The organism is Kitasatospora sp. NPDC059648 (genome assembly GCF_042734825.1).
GTDB lineage: Bacteria > Actinomycetota > Actinomycetes > Streptomycetales > Streptomycetaceae > Kitasatospora.
Map to the genome: position 1 here is coordinate 60130 of NZ_JBHWDU010000033.1, position 18104 is coordinate 78233.

An 18104-nucleotide genomic window follows, 5' to 3' on the forward strand; every position below is an offset into this window, starting at 1 on the left:
GTCTCCCGAATTCTGATCAAACTGAGCCTCCGCGACCGCTCCAAGCGGTCGCCCACGCCCAGGTGAAATCACGACTCACCGTCATGAACGTCCGGATGCGGGGCCAGAAGCTACTGTCGCGTTTCTTGCCATGGCCGCGTACGAGAGGCTTGCGCCCCCGTTCAGGCAGGTCATCGGTGTTCGGGGTTCTCGAAGTCGAAGCGGCAGCCGGCGTCCCACTCCGAGCGCTGGTTGCCGTACGCCGGGATGCCGCCGGCGTCCTTCAGCATGCGGGCCAGGTCGAGCTGGTTCCAGGTCATGAAGGTGGTGTTGCGGTTGGTGAAGTCGTTGTCCGGGCCTCCCGACCCCTCGTCGAGGTACGAGGGGCCCGGGCCTGCTTCGCCGACCCAGCCGGCGTCGGCCTGCGGCGGGATGGTGTAGCCGAGGTGCTGGAGGCTGTAGAGGACGTTCATCGCGCAGTGCTTGGCACCGTCCTCGTTGCCGGTGATCAGGCAGCCGCCGACGCGGCCGTAGTAGGCGTACTGGCCTTCGGAGTTGAGGATCGAGGAGCAGGCGTAGAGCCGCTCGATGACCTTCTTCATCACGGAGGAGTTGTCACCGAGCCAGATCGGGCCGGCCAGGGTGAGGATGTCGGCGGCCATCACCTGGGAGTAGATGACCGGCCAGTCGTCGGTCTCCCAGCCGTGTTCGGTCATGTCCGGCCAGACGCCGGTGGCGATGTCGAGGTCGACGGCGCGCAGGACGTCGACCTGGACGCCCTCGCGCTGGAGGATGCCGGTGGAGACGTCGATCAGGCCCTGGGTGTGGCTGCGTTCCGGGGAGCGCTTGAGGGTGCAGTTGATCACCAGGGCGCGCAGGTCGCGGTACGACGTCGTCGGGTCCGACACGGCTCCTCCTTCGGCGGGCGGGGGCGGGCGGGAGGCCGATCGGGTGGCGGGCTCCCGGGCACAGCTCACCAGGCCGGTCCGGTGCGCGCTCGCGGAGCTGGGCCGGTCGCCTGACGGCGGGCGCCACCGGGATCCGCGGCGGCACGGCACGGCACCGCCACCTGCCCGCGCCGGAGCCCGTCGATGTCACGGTGATGGGTCCCGGGGCTTCGGGCGGGCAACCCCTGTCCGACCGAACGCCTGGTCAGCAGCGTGAACTCGCCCGCACCCGTGGCGCCGAGGGGACGAGTGACCGCCATGATCGCGCTGACCGCTACCAGCCTGCCCGTCGACGTGCCGGACATCGACGTCATGGACATCGACGTGGACGTCGACCTCGCCCTGGCGGGTGACGCCGACCCGGACCTCCCGGCCACCGTGGTCCGGATCAACGCCTGGCGTCCGGACTCCTACGACCTCGGCGTGCTCTACGACGACGCCAAGGAATTTAGATGTCTGACGTACACTCAAATACCCGAAGCGAACCTGCACTTGGTCCGTGCGGGGCGGCGGGTGGCGGCGGTCTTCTACCGCGGGAAGGCGGGCGGTAAACCCCCTCACACCGGAGGGTTGCCGCACCGGAGGCCGGGCGGGTGGTGTCGGAATGGTAAGAAGCGTGTCCCGACCGTTGGTGGGACTCCCGTGCCTGGATAGACTCGCGCGGCCGACCGAACGCCAACTCCGGTTCGGTACCGGAACAGCGCAGCACCACCCAGGACACCAGGCAGTCTGCCGCCGACGACCATGGGGGTCTCCATGCAGTTCCGCACCAGAGCATCGCTCGCCACCGCGACCGCAACGTTCGTCCTCGCCGCCGTCGCGGGCGGCGCACCGGCCGGTGCGAGCACGGCCGATGGCAGCACGGACGGCGCGAGTGCGGCCCGCCCGCCGCTCGCCCTGATCTCGCCCGGCGATCCGTACGCCACCTGCGACCTCTCCGCGGACGGCCCGGGCACCAACCACCCCTCCGCCGAGGACGAACCGTACGCCGCCTCCAATCCGCTCGACCCGGCCGAAACGATCACCATCTACCAGCAGGACCGCTGGTCCAACGGCGGTGCCCGGGGCCTGAGTTCGAGCTACACCACGGACGGGGTGCACTTCACCCAGACCGCGCTGCCGTTCACCCACTGCGCGCCGGGCGGCCTGGCCTACCAGCGGGCCTCCGACGGCTGGGTGAGCTTCGGCCCGGACGGCACCGCCTACGCCAGCGCCCTGCTCTTCGACGCCACGACGCCGCGCAGCTCGGTGGCGGCGGCCACCTCCACCGACGGCGGCCGCAGCTGGCAGCACGTCAGCGAGTTGATCAGCGACAACGACCCGGCGATCACCGACGACAAGAACGCCGTCACGGCCGACCCGGTGCACCCGGGCGTCGCCTACCAGGTCTGGGACCGGATCGACCAGCTCAGCAGCCCGGCACCCTACTTCGACGGGCCGGGCTACATCTCCGTCACCCGCGACCACGGCCGAACCTGGAGCCCGGCGGAACCCTTCGTCGTCACCAGCACGACGCCCAACACCCAGACCATCGGCAACCAGATCGTGGTCGACCCGCGGACCGACACGCTGTACGACTTCTTCGACTCGATCACCTTCACCGACGGGACCGCCACCACCGTCAGCGACGTGCACTTCGGCATGGTCACCTCGACGGATCAGGGGCGGACCTGGAGCCAACCGGTCCGGGTCGCCGCCGACACCTCCGTCCCCGAGGTCGACCCGAACGCGCCCACCGACGCCACCAAGTCGCTCCGGGGCGGCGCCGGACTGCCGAGCGTGGCCGTCGACCCGCAGACCGGCGAGCTCTACCTCGCCTACGAGGGCTCGGAGACCACCGGCGGCCGGTACGACGCGATCCAGCTGGTGCACTCCACGGACGGCGGCCGGTCCTGGAGCGGCCCGACCCGGATCAACCAGGCCCCGGGCGCCCCCGCGTTCACCCCGTCCATCACCGTGACCGCCGACGGCACCGTCGCCGTCAGCTACTACGACCTGCGCTACCTCACCCCGGGCGACACCACCACCCTGCCCACGGCCGCCTGGCTGCTCAGCTTCCCGCGCGGCGGCGAGGACAGCCCGGTCGAGCGGCAGATCTCGCCGGTCTTCGACTGGCTCCAGGCGCCCTTCGCGGGAGGCCACTTCCTCGGCGACTACCAGTCACTGATCAACGACGGCCGCCGGATCCGCCCGGTGATGGTGACCGCCAACGACGCACAGCCTCTGAACTCCACCGATGTGTACAGCGGCCGCTTCCAGCCCGGCACCCTGCGCAGCCCGGCCGCCGGCACGCCGAGCGCGCAGGCCGCGCGCGCCGCGGCGCCCGTCGCCGCCCCGCGCTCCGTCCAGCACCTGCGGCGCTGACCCGGGCGGGCGGGTCGCACGGACGGCGTCCCGTGGCTCCCGCCGACTTGAGGCGGACCGCGGGACGCCGTCCGTCCGGGTTCGGGAGACTCAGGCCCGCACCGCCGTGCCTGCAGACGCCGTGCCCGCAGGCGTAGTACCCCCAGATGCCGTGCCCGCTGGCTCCGTCTCCGCAGGCACCGTCTCCGCAAGCACCCTCTCCGCGGCTGCGACCTGCCAGGCCGCCCGCCCGAGCACCAGGCACAGCGGGGTGTAGAGCAGCAGGTTGAGCCAGTAGAAGGTGTCGCCGGGGTCCGCCCAGGCGCCGGTCACCCACACCAGTCCGACCGCACCGCGGACGAGCAGTCCGCAGGCCACCGCCCGGCTCCCCCAGCGCGGCAGCAGGGCGGGCAGCCGGCGGCCCAGAGCCGGCAGCCGCCCGCCGCGGACCAGCACCAGCGCCGCGCCCGAGAAGAGCATCCCCGCGAGCGGTACCAGCCCCTGCGGGGTGAACGGCACCTGGGTGTTGAGCACCAGCTGCGAGAGCCGGGTGGTGCCGGCCACCGGCCAGGTGCGCCCGGTGGCCCAGTACAGGTGGACCAGGCCGTCCACCGCCAGCACCGCTCCGACCGCGGTGGACCTGCTGCTGATCTTCGTCGACTTCATACCGTCACCTCACGGGGTCTCAGGACGCTCGGACACCCGAAGGAGCACCCCGCCGACCGAACCGTTCCTGTGACGAGGAACACTGCACCGGGCAAGATCCGCAGGGAACGTTTCGCCGCTCCGGGCCCTCCCTCTACGGATCCCGGACCCCCCGGATCCCGGTCGCTGACCGACGACCGACGACCGACAGCAGAGCAGAGAGCGGAGACAGCACCATGCAGGAGCCACCGCCCGGCCTTGCCGAGCTGGTGAGAGCCGCCCAGGGCGGCGACCAACTCGCGGTCGGCCGACTGCTGGACCTGATCACCCCGTACGTCCGGCGGCTCTGCGGCCCGATCGCACTCGACGACGGCGCCGACGCGACCCAGGAGGCGCTGATCGTGGTCTTCCGCAAACTGCGCCAACTCCAGGATCCCGAAGCGCTGTACGGCTGGGTCCGGGCCATCGCGGTGCGGGAGGCGGTCCGGTGCGCCAACCGGGCGGCACGCTCGCGGCCGGCCGAACTCGGCGAAGTCCCCGCGCCCGGCGACCCCCAACTCGCCGCGGACATCCGCGACGTGCTCTCCCGGCTCTCCCCCGGGCACCGCGCCGTACTGCTGATGCGCGACCTGGAGGGGCTGGACGAACGTCAGACCGCGGCGCTGCTCGCGGTCGCGCCCGGGACGGTCAAGTCCCGGCTCTCCCGGGCCCGACTCAGCTTCCGAAAGGCGTGGCAGCAGTGACCGACACCCCGATGCCGCAGTGGCCCGTCGCCGACTTCGACCCGGTCCGGCGGCTGCACGTGATCGCCGCGACCGCGCCGGGGGCGGCCCGGATCGGCGAGACCGTCCTCGACGCGCCGTTCGAGCGGGTCTGGGCGCTCGCCCAGGACCTGGAGCGCACGATGCCGCTCTGGATCCCCGACGTCCGCACGGTGCGACTCGTCCGCCCCGCACCTTCCGGTTCGCTGTCGGCGGCTTCGCTCCAGGCCCGGATCCACGGCCGCACCCGGCTCCGGGCGGCGTTCAGGATCGACCTCGCACCCGGCTGGTGCCTGATGCAGAGCCGCCTGGTGCTCGGCGGGATGGCGGCCCGCCCGGAGAGCGACCGCACCACCCGCTTCGCCTTCCTGGGCGGCCTGCGGTTCCCCGGCGCGCGCCTCCTCGCCCCGGCGCTGCGCCCGTTCACCGGGGATCCGCTGGCGCGGTTCGCCGCCCTGCTCGACGAGGAGTAGGGACACCGGGCTGCCGGTCAGGACCGGTGCAGGGCCTCGGTGAGCCGGGCCGCCGCCTCGACGACGGCCTGGGACAGCCGGGCGCCGGGGTGGCGGGTGAGCCGTTCGATCGGACCCGAGACGGACACCGCCGCGACCACCCGGTTGGACGGGCCGCGCACGGGTGCGGACACCGAGGCCACCCCGGGTTCGCGCTCGCCGATGGACTGGGCCCAGCCGCGGCGCCGTACACCGCTCAGCGCGGTGGCGGTGAAGCGGGCGCCCTGGAGGCCGCGGTGGAGGCGCTCGGGCTCCTCCCAGGCCAGCAGGACCTGGGCCGCGGACCCGACCTTCATCGGCAGGGCGAGGCCCACCGGGACGGTGTCGCGCAGCCCGAAGAGGCGCTCGGCCGCCGCCACGCAGATCCGCACGTCGCCCTGCCGGCGGTAGAGCTGGGCGGTCTCGCCGGTGAGGTCGCGCAGTTGGGTGAGGACCGAGCCGGCCGCTGCCAGCAGGTGGTCCTCACCGGCGGCCGCCGAGAGCTCGGCGAGTCTCGGACCGAGGACGAACCGGCCCTGCGTGTCCCTGCCGAGCAGGCGGTGGTGTTCCAGCGCGACGGCGATCCGGTGGGCGGTCGGCCGCGCCAGGCCGGTGGCGTCGACGAGTCCGGCCAGGGTGGCCGGACCGGCCTCCAGGGTGCCGAGGATCGAGGTGATCTTGTCGAGCACGCCGACGCCGCTCGTGTTCTCCACGTTCTCCATGGACGGGTACTCCAGTCTCGAATCCCGTGGGCCGCGGGTTGGTCCGGCACACGGGCGCTCCGGTGGGGCGGGGAGCGGGGTGGTCAGCGAGGACAGGCCTGCGGAAGCGGCCGATTACCTGCGCCGGACACGAGACGGGTACGCGAAAGGGCCTGGGCGGGAAGCGCCCGGGCGAAGGACAGCACAGAGAGCACCGTGTCTCCTCATCTTTCCCGCGCCACGTTGGCGACAGGCCGGAGTTGGCACTGATCCCGGACGGCACGGCGCGTACTTCGGACGCCGGATCGAACGGGGAGTTGCCGGGGCTTCGTAGGGCCGGTCCCTCCACCCCTCTGGATGATTCGCGACGAACCATACAAGACTTCCCGGGCGCCCCGCCAAACTTCTCCCCGGACCGCACACCCCGCGCCCACCCGACCTCGGCGAGGGGCCGGTCACGCCCGGGCGCGGCGGACGATCAGCATGTCCTGGGAGTGGCCGATGGCGTAGCCGCCGTCGGGCCGGGCGAAGTGCTGCCGGACGTAGGCGGTGAGGGCGCCCCTGGTCGGGCGGGCGTCGAGGGTGACGAGGTCCGCGACGTTGACCATGAACTCGGCGACGTCGACGGCTTCGGCGAGGTGGGACGTGCGGTAGTGGAGGGCGAGGGTCTCCAGGGCGTAGCCGTGGGACGGGTGCCGGACGCGCAGGCGGTCGAGGAGGGGACGCAGGTCGTAGTGGACGCCGGTGAAGTGGGCGGCCATCCGCATGCAGGGGCTGTCAGGGTTCTGCAGGACGACCAGGAGGACGCCGCCGGGGGCCGTCCAGTCCAGGGCGCGGGTGACGGTGGGGAACCAGTCCGGTTCCGGGACGTAGTAGAGCACGTGGGAGAGGTGGACCAGGTCGCCCGGCTCGGGCGGGGCGGCGCGGTCCAGCGGTTCGGGGAGGAGCAGGGCGTCCGGGCAGGCCGCGGTGAGCTTCTCACGCATGGCCGCGCTCGGCTCGACGGCGATCGTGCGGTCGAAGTACCGGGCCAGGTACGCGGTGGTGCGGCCGTCCCCGGCGCCGAGGTCCAGCAGGACCCGGCGGCGCGGGAGGGAGGCGGCGATCTCGCCCAGCCGGGCATGGGTGCGGGGCTTCTCGTCGGTGCCCGCGAGGAAGAGGTCGAAGGCCCGGCGGTAGTCGTCGCCCGAGGTCTCCAGTACGCGGACCGGATCCGTGTCGGCGGTCGTCGGCTGCTCCATCGGGCGGCCCCCTCCTGTGGTGTGCGGTCGGCGCTCGGCCCGGGTCGGCGCCCATTGCAGCCCGGCACGGCGCCTGCGGCGTGCAGGGACGTTCCTGCCCGCGTGTTGCGGGCACGGCAAGGTGACCGGGCCGATGCCTGGGCCGCCCTTCGTCAATCCGCCGACGACCAACTTCACCTGGTGGGGTGGTTAGCAGTCGCTGATGCGGGCGGGTTCGGGACGGTGACCTCGTGACAGGAGTGACCGCGGCGCCCTGCGGCGCTCCCGGTGGGCCGGTGCTGCTCCTGGTGGACGACCGGTCGGGGTGAGCGGACTGCCGGCGAGACCGACCACCTTCTGCAACCCGAGCGAGCCGCGCCAGGACGTCGCCCACCGCTTCGCGCGGCTGGCCCGACTGCCCACCTGAGCGGTCGACAGGTCAGGTGGGTGCGCGACGTCTACCGGGGCACCCGGCCCGACCTCCACTACGCCGCGCGACGGTGCGCGGGGAGCCTGCTGCTGCCGCTGCCCCGCGCGGGCACGGTCCGGCGGATCACTCCTCCGGAGGAGCTGGTGCGTGTCCCCTGGGTGGTCGAGGCCGTTCTCAAGATCGGTGTCGGCGACTCGGTCGCCGCCCGGCGGGCCTCGGACAACGCCTCGGGGTACGTCCGGGTGGTGGGCGACTCGATCGAGGAGGTGGAACGGCGGCTGCGCGAGGTGCTCGGCATGTTCACCGTCGAGCTCGGCGCGCCGCCCGCCGGACCGTCCGCCGCCGCCCCGCCCGGCACCACCCCTGCTCCTCCCCACCGCTCCCTCATCCAACGACAGGAGACCACGGCGTGCGACGCCTCCACCCCCTGTTCGCCGTCCTCGCCATACTGCTGACGGCGGCCACCGCCCCACCCGGCCATGCCACTGCCGCTGCCGCTGCCACTGCCACGGCCACCGACCCGACGCGCACCCCCGGCACCCCCGCCTACACCGTCGCTCTGAGCAGCGACACCACCGGCGCACACTGGCGCGGCCACGAGCGGATCACCTTCAGCAACGTCTCGCCCGAGCCCCTCGGCGAGGTGTACCTGCGCCTCTGGGACAACTTCCGCGGCGGCTGCGCGAACCCGTCCGTCCGGGTGACCGGTCTGAACGCCACCCAGACCGTCCAGGCCACCCGAAGCACCCCGAACACTCCGAACGCCCAGGACGTCCAGGACGCCAAGGACCACTACGAGGTCAACTGCACCGCCCTGCGCGTCCCCCTCCCCCGCCCGCTGCCCCAAGGGACCTCCGGCACCGTCGAGTTCGACCTCTCCGTCGACGTCCCGAGCGGCATCGACCGCTTCGGCCGCGACGGCGCCTTCAGCTTCGTCGGCAACGCCCTGCCCGTCCTCGCCGTCCGCGACCAGGCCGGCTGGCACCTCGACCCGTACTCGGAGCTCGGCGAGTCCTTCTACGGCTTGAGCTCCGACTTCGCCGTCACCCTCGACCACCCCACCGACCTGCTGGTCCCCGCCACCGGCGCCGCCGTCGACGCCCCCGGCGGGCCCGGCCGTACGGTCACTCGGATCGGCGCCCGCAAGGTCCGCGAATTCGCCTGGGCCGCCGGCCCGTTCAGCCGCATCGAGGGCCGGTCCGCGGACGGCGTCCGGATCACCGTGTACTCGGTCGCCGACATCGCCCCCAAGGACGCCCAGGACATGCTGAACCTGTCCCTGCGGACCATCGACGCCCACTCCGCCCGCTACGGCGCCTACCCGTACGGTGACCTGGCGCTGGTGCTCGACAACCGGTTCGACTTCGCCGGCATGGAGTACCCGGGCTTCGTCCTCGACTGGATCCGGCCCTCCGCCGTGATCCACGAGTTGGCACACCAGTGGTGGTACGGCATCGTCGGCGACGACCAGTACCGCGCGCCCTGGCTGGACGAGTCCTTCGCCGAGTACGCCATGGCCGTCGCCATGGGCGACACCGGCGAGGGCTGCACCGCCAGGACGCCCTGGCGGACCGCGGACGAGCGCCTCACCAACCCGATGAGCTACTGGGACACCCACCCGGACCGCTACGTGCCGGTCATCTACGACCACGGCTCCTGCGCCCTGCACGAACTGCGCCGCCTCATCGGCGCGGACACCATGGCCACCCTGCTGCACGACTACGCCCGCGCGCACTGGTACGGCGTCTCCACCACGGCCGACTTCAAGGCCGCCGCCCAGGCCGCGACCTCCGTCGACCTGACGCCCTTCTGGCGCGAGCACCGCATCGACTGAGCCGCACGGCAGTCCGATATTCGGTGGCCCGTCCCTTCCGTCCGCTCCTACAGTGTCCGCCGGATCAAGGACGTACGGGGAGCCGGACATGCGTGTGCACTACCCCCGGACGCCGCATCTCCCCTGGTCACCGGGGGCTGCGGCGGACGACATCAGGACCGGCGACCTCTCCGGCCTGGCCGGGTCGGAGGTCGTCGTCACCGAGAAGCTGGACGGCGAGAACACCACGCTCTACGCCGACGGCCTGCACGCCCGCTCGCTGGACTCCGCCCACCACCCGTCCCGGGCCTGGGTGAAGGGCCTGCAGAGCCGGGTCGGCCCCCGGATCCCGGCCGGCTGGCGGGTCTGCGGCGAGAACCTGTTCGCCCGGCACTCCATCCCGTACACCGACCTGGACAGCTGGTTCCACGGCTTCTCGGTCTGGACCGACCAGGACCGCTGCCTCGACTGGGACGACACCGTCCGCTTCCTGCGGCGCCTCGGCATCCCGACGCCCCGGGTGCTGTGGCGCGGGCACTACGACGAACGGGCGCTGCGTGCCCTGCGGTTGGACCTGGACCGGCAGGAGGGCTACGTCGTCCGGACGGTCCGGGGCTTCTCCCGGACCGAGTTCGGCGGACGGATCGCCAAGTGGGTCCGCCCGCACCACGTGCGCACCGACACCCACTGGATGCACGCCGCCGTGGTGGAGAACGGCCTCGGCCCGAACGCCGCGCTCTGGGACGTGCGTTCCGGCCGGCTGCCGGAACTCCCGCTGCTGGCCGAAGCCCTGGGGCTTCCAGAACTCCACTGCCCGGAAGAGGAGCTGGCGGGCGTGTCCGCCCGGCTGGACGAGCTGGGCCGCACCGGCGACGCCCGGCTCTCCGGCGTGCTCGCCACCGCGCTGCGCACCATCCGTCGGGACCAGGCCGCACCCCAGCTCGCCCCCCGACCGGCCGCACCCCAGCTCGCCCCCCGACTGGCCGACCGCCTCGGCCTGCCGCTGGCCCGCCGGGTCGCCGACCTCGTCGCCCTCCACTCAGGCCTCCAGCACCCGTACCCGGACGAGGAGCGTCGCACCGGCCTGGTCCGGCTCGCCACCGCCACCGACCTCGGGGTGCTCCACGCGGTGGCCGCGACCGCCGCCCCGGGGCCCGCCGAGCGCGAGCAGGTCGCCTGGTCCGCCCTGCACGCCGAGGACGCCGGGCTGCTCGACGCCGACCCGCTGGCCTGGCTGCGCACCGGCCTGCGAGAGGCCCTGGCCGGCCTCGACCCGGACGCCGCCGACCGCTGCTGGGCCCAGGCCCGCGACGCCTACGCCCTCGGCCGGATCACCACGGTCGAGGAGGCCGTCGCCGCCACCTGGCGCTGGCGGAACGGCCGCTTCCCCCGCCTGGTCCACCTGAGCGGCCCGTCCGGCAGCGGCAAGAGCACCTTCGCCGCCGCACTGCCCGGTGTCTCCACCCGGATCAGCCTGGACGACCTGCGCGCCGCCCTCGGCTCGCGCGCCGACCAGCGCCACAACCCCGAAGTACTGCGCACCGGCCTGGCCCGGCTGGAGGCGGCCCTCGCCGACCCGGCCGCCACCGTGGTCTGGGACGCCACCTCGCTCAACCGCGAGCAGCGCTCCCACGTCCACGGCATCGCCCGGCGCCGCGACGCCCTGGTCACCCAGGTGGTCCTGCTGGTCGGCGAGCAGGAACTGCTGCGCCGCAACGCCGTCCGCCCGCACCCGGTGCCGTCCGAGGTGCTCACCGCCCAACTGCACCGCTTCAGCCCGCCCCACCCCGGTCAGGCGCACCGCACCTGGTACGTCGGCCCGGGTGGCACGGTGGAGGACACGGCGGGCACGCTCGACTCCGAGGAGGAGTGATGCGCCCCATCGAACAGGTCTGCCAGCGCATCCGCTGGGACGCCCGCTTCGACCCGGCCCGGTTCACCCTGGGCGTGCGCCAGCGCGACGACCGCACCGAGCGCGTCCCGCTGGAGGCCTTCGCCGCCTCCGGCGAGGTCCCCTGGCACCGGGTCCGCTGGGTCGAGGCGGACGGCGTCGTGGTGTGGGACCGCACCACCGGCGTGGACGTCCTGGACACCACCGAGGCCGGGCGCCGCACCGAACCCCGCCGTCTCCCCTCGCCCTTCTTCACCGCCGTCACCCCGCACGCCTGGCGGCCGGACGGAGGATGGCAGCCCCGCGAGACCCCCACCGACGGAGCCGACTCGAACAGCCTGCGCGTGGTCACCTGGAACACCCTGTGGGACCGCTACGACGCCGAGCGGATCGCCACCGCCCGCCGCCGACCGCGGCTGCTCGCCGAGCTGGAGTCCGCCGGCGCCGACGTCATCGCCCTCCAGGAGGTCGAACCGGCGCTGGCCGACCAGCTGCTGGCCGCCCCCTGGGTCCGCGGCGGCTACACCCTCGCCGGCGACCCGTCCGGCGGCGAGGTGGCGGAGTACGGACTGCTGCTGCTCAGCCGGCTCCCGGTGCTCGAAGCCGGACGGCACGTCCTCGGCCCGCACAAGGCCGTCATCGCGGTCACCGTCCGGACCGCCGACGGCCCGCTGACCGTCGCCTCCGTCCACCTCAGCAGCGACCACTCGACGGACGGCCCCGCCCGCCGCCAGGCCGAACTGGCCCGGCTGGCCGAGGGACTGGCCGGCGTCGAGGGCGAGCTGCTGCTGCTCGGGGACTTCAACGACGCCCGCTCCGGCTCGGACGGCCCCGCCGCCTCCCTCGGCCTGCGGGACGCCTGGACCCAGGTGTACGGCCCGGCCGACGACACCCCCACCTTCGACCCGACCGTCAACCCGCTCGCCGCCGTCTCCTCGCTCACCGGCCGGCCCGGCCGGATCGACCGCGTGCTGCACCGCTCCGACCGCGCCCGCGCCACCGCAGCCGCCCTGCTCGGCGACCGGCCGGGCCCCGACGGACTTCACCCCTCCGACCACTACGGCGTGGCCGTCGACCTCACCCTCGGCGACGCCTCCTCCCCGGAGACGCTGGACGCCGCGCCCACCCCCCGGACCGCCGTCGCCTGGCTGCCGCCCGAGGAACTCTGGCCGCCGATCCAGCAGTTGCGCGCCGCCCACGACCCCCAGATCCGGCGTTGGCCCCCGCACGTCAACCTGCTCTTCGGCTTCGTCCCGGAGTCGGCGTTCGACCGCGCTCTGCCGCTGCTCGGCGCGGCCGCCGCCGAGGTCGCACCGTTCACCGCCCGGCTGGACGGCGTGCACACCTTCGGCCACCGCGAGGACGCCACCGTCTGGCTGGATCCGGCCGCCGCCGCGCCCGAGCCCTGGGCCGCACTCCGGCACGCCCTCGAACGCCGCTTCCCCCGCTGCCGGGGCCGCGCCGAGGGCTTCACCCCGCATCTGGGCCTCGGGCGCAGCGCCGACCCGCAGCGGGTGGCCGCGGACTGCGCGGCCCGACTGACGGGCATGGACGCCCGGGTGGGCGAGCTCACGGTGCTCTCCCGCCGGGGCGACGAGCCGATGCGCCCGCGCGCGGTGGTCGCGCTGGGGACGGGTGAGGTGCGGCTGCTGCCGGAGGAACCGGTGGTGTCGCTGCGCACCGAATCCCCCGAACGCACCGCCGCCGCTGCCGGGTTGGCGCGGCGGATCGCCGCGGCGCTGCCCGAGGGCGTCGTCCACACGGTGGGCTCGCGTCGGCTGGGCTGCCAGCTGGACGGCGGCGACCTGGACCTGGTGGCCGCACTCCCCGGCCCGGCCGACCTGGCCGGGGTGCTGGCCCGGGTGACGGCCGCCGTGCCGCAGGCCCGGCAGGTGCGGGCGGTGCGCGGCGCCCGGGTGCCGGGGCTGCGACTGGAGACGGACGGGCTGGCCGTCGACCTCGCCCTGGTGTTCACCGGTAACCTCGACCCCGCCCAAGCCGTGCCCCGGCGCGCCGAGTTGGGCGAGGCGGCGGCCGTCGCGCTGAGCGCCGTGACGGACGCCGAGACGATCCTGTCGGCGCTCGGGAAGCAGCACCCCCGCTTCGTCCGGCTGGCCCGGCAGGTCAAGGCCTGGGCCCGGGCACGCGGCCTGGACGGCGCGCCGTTCGGGCAACTGCCCTCGCTGGCCTGGTCGGTACTCGCCGCACGCACCGTCCTGTCCGCCTCGGACGCCTCCGATGCCTCCAGTGCCACCAACGCCACCAACGCCACCAACGCCACCAACGCCACCAACGCCACCAACGCCACCGAGGACGGCCTCTTCCAGCGCTTCACCGAAACCTGGGCCTCCTGGAACTGGAGTCAACCGGTGGCCCTCACCGGCGAGTTCACCGACCGGAGCACCGCCCCGCTGACCGTCCTCACCCCCTCCGCCCCCGTCCGCAGCTGCACCGCCCAGGTCGGCCCGGACACCCGCGACCTGCTCACCGAGGAGCTCTACCGCGCCTGGGAACTCACCACGACCGACCCCGACCCCTGGCCCGCCCTGCTCACCCCGCCCCCGCTGCACCGTCGGCACGCCGCCTGGGCCGTGATCAGCGCCGACGAGGAGTCCGCGGGCCCTGTCCGCGGCCGCCTCCGCACCCTGCTCACCGCCCTGGAGGAAGCCGGCGCCACCCACCTCCACGCCTGGCCCCACCCCTACCGCTCCCGCGACGGCCGCACCCACTTCCCGATCGGCCTCGGTCCAGCCCCACTTACCCGCGCCCAGCTCACAGCCCTCGCCGCCGCCTGGTCCCGCGGCCTGCCCGGCGTCCGCGTCGACCACGCCGAGTGCGGCGCCGTCCCGACCCTCACCCGCTGACGGGTGCCTCCGGAGCAGATCGTGAGAACCCGCGGCACGAGAACGGACACCCACGTGGCGCGCCACGGTCCGCCGCGTGCGGCGAGAGCGGCACGAAGTACCGTGCGCGTCATGACCTCTCCGATTCGTCGGTTACTGGTGGGGCGCACCCTCGCGGCCCTGGCGACCGCGCTGATCCCGACCACGCTCACCCTCGCGGTCATCCGCACCGGCTCGGCCACGGACCTCGGCCTCGTCCTGGCCTGCGAGTTGCTCCCCATGCTCCTCCTGCTGCCCGTCGCGGGTGTGGTCGCCGACCGCTTCCCACCGCAACGGGTCGTGCTCACCGCGGACCTGACGCGCGCCGCCGCACAACTCGCGATCGGCGCGGAACTGCTCGGCGGCCGGGCGCGGATCCCCGATCTGGCCGTGCTGTCGGCTGTCACGGGCGGAGCCGTGGCTTTCGGGACACCGGCCGTCCGGACCCTGGTCGCCGCCGTGGTCGCCGGAGCGGAGCGCCTGCGGACCAACGCTCGACTCGGCGCCGCACAGGGGCTCGCCCAGATCGCGGCTCCCGCAGCCGCCGGCGGCCTGATGCTGCTGGCGGGGGCCGGCTGGTCCTCCCTGCTCACCGGCACGCTGTTCATCGCGTCCGCCACCACGCTGGGCGGGCTGCGGCTGGACCGCTCTCTCCCGCGCGCCGAACGGAGCGCCTTCCTGGGAGAGCTGCGGGAGGGGTGGGCCGAGACCCGCCGCCATCCTTGGTTCCTGGCCAACGTCCTCGGCCACGGCGTGTGGCACCTGACGGCGGGCGTCCTCCTCACCCTGGGCCCGATGATCACCGTACGTCAGCTGGGCGGGGGCACCGCCTGGGTCGTCATCGCCGAGGTCGGCACGATGGGGATGGTGGCCGGTGTCCACGCCGCCTCCCGGCTGCCGATCCGCCAACCGCTCGTCGGCGTAGCCGTCGGCGCCGCCGTCTTCGCCCTCCCGCTCACGGCCTTCGCCCTCGTGCTACCGGTCCCGGTCGTCACGACCGCCTACTTCGCCGGGATGTTCGGCGTCGGCGTGCTCAACCCGCTGTGGGAGACCACCCTGCAACGCCGCATCCCGCAGGAAGCCCTCGGCCGCGTGGGATCCTTCGACACCCTGATCTCCTTCGCCGCCCGCCCTCTCGGCCTCACCGTCGCCGCGCCCCTCGCGGCGGGCATCGGGACCACGACGCCACTGCTCCTGGGAGCAGCCCTGGTGGGCACCGCGAATCTCGCCGTCCTCCTGCTCCCCTCCGTCCGGGAAGCGCCCCGGGCCCCCGCACCGGCCGCCGAACAGGCGTGCTGAGCCCGCCCGTCGGACCGCCCGGTCGGCCGGCGACCGGGGACACGGCGCACGGCCGGGCCGATCAGAGGAAGGGGCCGACGTAGAAGGGGCCGTAGTAGGCGTTGTAACCCGCCTGGTAGTCGGTGCCGGTGCCGTGGGCGGGGTCGAACGCGGGGCCGTTCTTGATCTCGTCCTTCGTGCGGTCGACGTACACCTTCCTGTCGTGCTGGTCGACCCTGGCGACGGTGGCCGCGGGCAGGAGGACCCGGGTGCCGAAGATCCACGGGCCGGTGTCGACCACGAGGTAGGAGGCGCCGACCTCCTCGGAGTGCTTGTCGATCTTGCCGATGGGGCCGTCGGCGGCCTCGACGTGGAAGCCCACCAGGTCGGTGCCCGGGACGTGGCCGGATTCGGAACGGAACTCCCAGATCCTGCTGGCGCTCATGTCTCTCCTCGTGTCATGGCGCGCCGCCCGTGCGACGCGCTCCGTGACGACCGCCTTCCCGCGCGCTCCGGTTCCATGCCAGCGGCTCGCGCGCCCCGCCCCTCGCACGGAAAGCACCGGATCGCCACCGGCAAGGCCGACAGCGCTCCTGAGCGGAGGCCAGGGAGGGCGTGTGACCCCGGTCGCATGCGGTCGCCGGATGCGGGCAGACGAAGGTTGCACCCACCTGAAGGGAGGCCTTGATGTCCAGGAGCAGCGGAGTGGGATGGGCCCGGCGCCTTCCGCTCGGCGCAGGAGTACGGGCGGGCCGGGCGTGGGCGAGGAGACACCTGGACGACCTGGGGTGGAACCGGGACGCCCCGGCCGTCGCGGACGCGGTCGTGCTGGCCGTGTCCGAACTGACCACCAACGCCCACGTCCACGCCGGCAGCGACGCGGAGCTGGTGCTGACCTGGGACGGACGCTGCCTGCATCTGAGCGTCCACGACCACAGCAGCCGGCTCCCCAGCCCCCGGGCGGCGACGACGGACGCCACCGGGGGGCGCGGCCTGGCGCTGGTCGACGCTCTCGCCGACCACTGGCACACCCGGCTGCAGAAGGACGGCAAGACCGTCACCGCCTCCTTCCACCCGCCGGGCTCGGGTCAGCCGTGCGCCAGGCAGTGCTTGAGCTCGTCGAGCTCGTAGAAGTAGCCGCCCTTGGCGACGGGCCTGCAGGACGGCTTGAAGGCGGTCTCCTTCTCGTTGTAGAGCATGCGCACCAGGTAGTCGGCAGGCTGCCCCTCGGAGGGCGTGTTCGCGAACAGGTCCCACTGAATGTTCGCAGCCATCGGCGAGACCTCGGCCCCGCGCCACGGGTTGTTCCCGTACGCGTACGGCTGCCCGGGACCGGCGGGCTCAGTGCTGCCGGGCAGCCCCATCAGCGCGGCGAGCGGCTCGATCTCCTCGGCGTGGGTGAAGCGCAGCACCGCGCCGTCGCCGCCGGTGCCGTCGGCCCTGGCGGCGGCCTTGGCATCGGCCTGGGCGAGGAGGTCGTCGAGGAGGACACCGGCCATCTTGTACGTGATCGTGCGTCCGCGGAAGGCGGGGCCCTTCTGGTAGAACTCCTCGGCGTCGTCAAGGTAGGCCAGCCACTGGGCGTCGTGACGGGCCAGGAACGGGGTGAGGTCGACGTCCGGCGCCTCCACGACCAGGTCCGGCGCCGCGCTGTAGAGCTGGTACAGCGAGCGGGCGAAGGAGACCTGCTCCTCGGCGGACAGCGCCGCCGCGAAATCCGCCCGGAACAGCCGCGAAACGACGTGGCGCGCCGTCTCGGCGGTGCGCGGTTCGCCGTCGATCCCGGCGAGGACCGAGGCCAGCTGCGGATCGCTCTTCACGTACGCCTGGTAGTCGGCGTTCTGCGGCTGCTTGTGGAAGTACAGCAGGTTCTTGTCGGTGACCGGCGCCTCGATCAGGTCGGCCAGGGCCGGATCACCGGAGGCCAGCCCGCCCGTGAACGCGTCGGCACTCGCCACCGCACGCGCGACGCCCGAGGTCTCCACCACGATCGGCTCGCGCCGGGCGGCGATGCCCGCGAACAGGCCGGGCAGCCGCTGTTCCATGCGCAGCGCGGTCTGCCGGTGCTCGTCGGCGCCGAGCGCGGACAGGTTGCCGTAGCCGAGCGTGGAGGCCGCGGCCAGCAGCGACCGCACCTGCGGGCCCAGCCGCTCGCCGAGGCCGGTGAGTGCGCCCCGGTCCTGCGCCTCCTGGAGGAGGGCGAGCACGGCGTCGCCGTCGCCGCTGTCCGTCATGGCGCGGGATCCGTGGCGGGCGACGTTCTCGGTGAAGACGGGCACGAAGCCCTCGGGTGCGTCCTGGTAGCGGCCCGGCTTCCCCTGCGGAGCATACGGGGCCTTGGTTCCGTAGAGGTCGCGCCCGGTACGTGAGGGAGTGGGTCGTTCCCGCGCCGAGGCGGTTCCCGCGGTGAACAGCACGCCCGCCGCGAGGGAGACGGCCATGGCGGCGGACAGGGAGGCGGTGCGCTTCACGACGGCCCTTCGGTCAGGGGGAGCCACCGGTCGGCGGCTCGGATCCGCCGCAAGAATGTCATGGTCACACCAAGATCTGTCGACACCGCGTCGCGGCTTCGGTTAAGAGCGGGTGAACGACCGCCGCCCGCGTGCACACCGCCCTCGCGCGGAACTCACGGCGAGAGGCCGGGTGGGAAGACGGCACGGGGGCCCGGGCCGCGCGGTTGCGCGGGCCCGGGCCCTGGTGGGTTGCCCCGGTGGTCCCTGTCC

16 protein-coding genes and 1 riboswitch are annotated in these 18104 nt (G+C 73.7%); of the genes, 10 read left to right on the top strand and 6 right to left on the bottom strand.

The annotated features are described in order from the left end of the window. Nucleotides 1-170: 170 nt before the first annotated feature. Entirely contained in the window at nt 171-887 is a 717-nt protein-coding gene (locus ACFV1W_RS20875) for a flavodoxin family protein (RefSeq protein WP_380418592.1), read from the bottom strand. A 288-nt stretch (nt 888-1175) separates the two neighbouring features. On the opposite strand from ACFV1W_RS20875, the gene ACFV1W_RS20880 reads away from it, so the two are divergent. Beyond that, nucleotides 1176-1580 (top strand): hypothetical protein, encoded by a 405-nt coding sequence (locus ACFV1W_RS20880; protein WP_380418594.1) that lies wholly within the window; start codon nt 1176-1178, stop codon nt 1578-1580. 102 nt (nt 1581-1682) lie between these two features. Further along, the gene (locus tag ACFV1W_RS20885; RefSeq protein ID WP_380418596.1) at nt 1683-3290 is read left to right on the top strand and encodes a neuraminidase (sialidase); all 1608 of its coding nucleotides are present in this window, start codon (nt 1683-1685) and stop codon (nt 3288-3290) included. Between the two features lie 90 nt (nt 3291-3380). On the opposite strand, the gene ACFV1W_RS20890 is transcribed toward ACFV1W_RS20885, so the two are convergent. After that, nucleotides 3381-3935, bottom strand: coding sequence for a DUF3995 domain-containing protein (locus tag ACFV1W_RS20890; protein ID WP_380418598.1), 555 nt, complete (start codon nt 3933-3935; stop codon nt 3381-3383). A gap of 215 nt (nt 3936-4150) precedes the next feature. Here ACFV1W_RS20890 and ACFV1W_RS20895 point away from each other — a divergent pair, with 215 nt between their 5' ends. Next, complete coding sequence (locus ACFV1W_RS20895; RefSeq protein ID WP_380418600.1) at nt 4151-4657, top strand: RNA polymerase sigma factor; 507 nt, start codon at nt 4151-4153, stop codon at nt 4655-4657. After that, nucleotides 4654-5148 carry a hypothetical protein gene (locus ACFV1W_RS20900; protein WP_380418602.1) on the top strand — a complete coding sequence of 165 codons (495 nt, stop codon included), beginning with the start codon at nt 4654-4656 and terminating at the stop codon, nt 5146-5148. Before ACFV1W_RS20895 ends, ACFV1W_RS20900 begins: the two co-directional genes overlap by 4 nt. A 17-nt stretch (nt 5149-5165) precedes the next feature. Here ACFV1W_RS20900 and ACFV1W_RS20905 read toward each other — a convergent pair whose 3' ends face one another. Together ACFV1W_RS20905 and ACFV1W_RS20910 are read right to left on the bottom strand one after the other, a co-directional pair. Next, a complete protein-coding gene (locus ACFV1W_RS20905; protein WP_380418621.1) occupies nt 5166-5879 on the bottom strand; it encodes an IclR family transcriptional regulator in 714 nt (237 codons plus the stop codon). Between the two features lie 209 nt (nt 5880-6088). Further along, a riboswitch (SAM riboswitch) is annotated at nt 6089-6231 on the bottom strand. A gap of 91 nt (nt 6232-6322) precedes the next feature. After that, nucleotides 6323-7108 carry a class I SAM-dependent methyltransferase gene (locus tag ACFV1W_RS20910; RefSeq protein ID WP_380418604.1) on the bottom strand — a complete coding sequence of 262 codons (786 nt, stop codon included), beginning with the start codon at nt 7106-7108 and terminating at the stop codon, nt 6323-6325. Between the two features lie 426 nt (nt 7109-7534). Between ACFV1W_RS20910 and ACFV1W_RS20915 the strand changes: the two genes are divergently transcribed. The 5 genes from ACFV1W_RS20915 to ACFV1W_RS20935 all read left to right on the top strand — a co-directional run bounded on the left by ACFV1W_RS20915 (nt 7535) and on the right by ACFV1W_RS20935 (nt 15402). Continuing rightward, nucleotides 7535-7972, top strand: coding sequence for a hypothetical protein (locus ACFV1W_RS20915; RefSeq protein ID WP_380418606.1), 438 nt, complete (start codon nt 7535-7537; stop codon nt 7970-7972). Next, nucleotides 7927-9351, top strand: a complete 1425-nt coding sequence (locus ACFV1W_RS20920; RefSeq protein ID WP_380418608.1) for a M1 family metallopeptidase — start codon at nt 7927-7929, stop codon at nt 9349-9351. The genes ACFV1W_RS20915 and ACFV1W_RS20920 overlap by 46 nt, the downstream gene beginning before the upstream one ends. Nucleotides 9352-9439: 88 nt before the next feature. Beyond that, entirely contained in the window at nt 9440-11203 is a 1764-nt protein-coding gene (locus ACFV1W_RS20925; protein WP_380418609.1) for an RNA ligase family protein, read from the top strand. Then, on the top strand, nt 11203-14085 hold the full coding sequence (locus tag ACFV1W_RS20930; protein ID WP_380418611.1) for an RNA repair domain-containing protein: 2883 nt from the start codon (nt 11203-11205) through the stop codon (nt 14083-14085). Before ACFV1W_RS20925 ends, ACFV1W_RS20930 begins: the two co-directional genes overlap by 1 nt. Before the next feature lie 111 nt (nt 14086-14196). After that, the gene (locus tag ACFV1W_RS20935; RefSeq protein WP_380418613.1) at nt 14197-15402 is read left to right on the top strand and encodes an MFS transporter; all 1206 of its coding nucleotides are present in this window, start codon (nt 14197-14199) and stop codon (nt 15400-15402) included. Between the two features lie 61 nt (nt 15403-15463). Here the strand turns inward: ACFV1W_RS20935 and ACFV1W_RS20940 are convergent, their stop codons facing one another. Beyond that, nucleotides 15464-15826 carry a PRC-barrel domain-containing protein gene (locus ACFV1W_RS20940; RefSeq protein WP_380418615.1) on the bottom strand — a complete coding sequence of 121 codons (363 nt, stop codon included), beginning with the start codon at nt 15824-15826 and terminating at the stop codon, nt 15464-15466. A 242-nt stretch (nt 15827-16068) separates the two neighbouring features. On the opposite strand from ACFV1W_RS20940, the gene ACFV1W_RS20945 reads away from it, so the two are divergent. Next, complete coding sequence (locus ACFV1W_RS20945; RefSeq protein ID WP_380418617.1) at nt 16069-16512, top strand: ATP-binding protein; 444 nt, start codon at nt 16069-16071, stop codon at nt 16510-16512. Here the strand turns inward: ACFV1W_RS20945 and ACFV1W_RS20950 are convergent. After that, nucleotides 16470-17852 carry a histidine-type phosphatase gene (locus tag ACFV1W_RS20950; RefSeq protein WP_380418619.1) on the bottom strand — a complete coding sequence of 461 codons (1383 nt, stop codon included), beginning with the start codon at nt 17850-17852 and terminating at the stop codon, nt 16470-16472. The two genes, ACFV1W_RS20945 and ACFV1W_RS20950, sit on opposite strands and share 43 nt — an antisense overlap. Nucleotides 17853-18104: the final 252 nt, after the last annotated feature.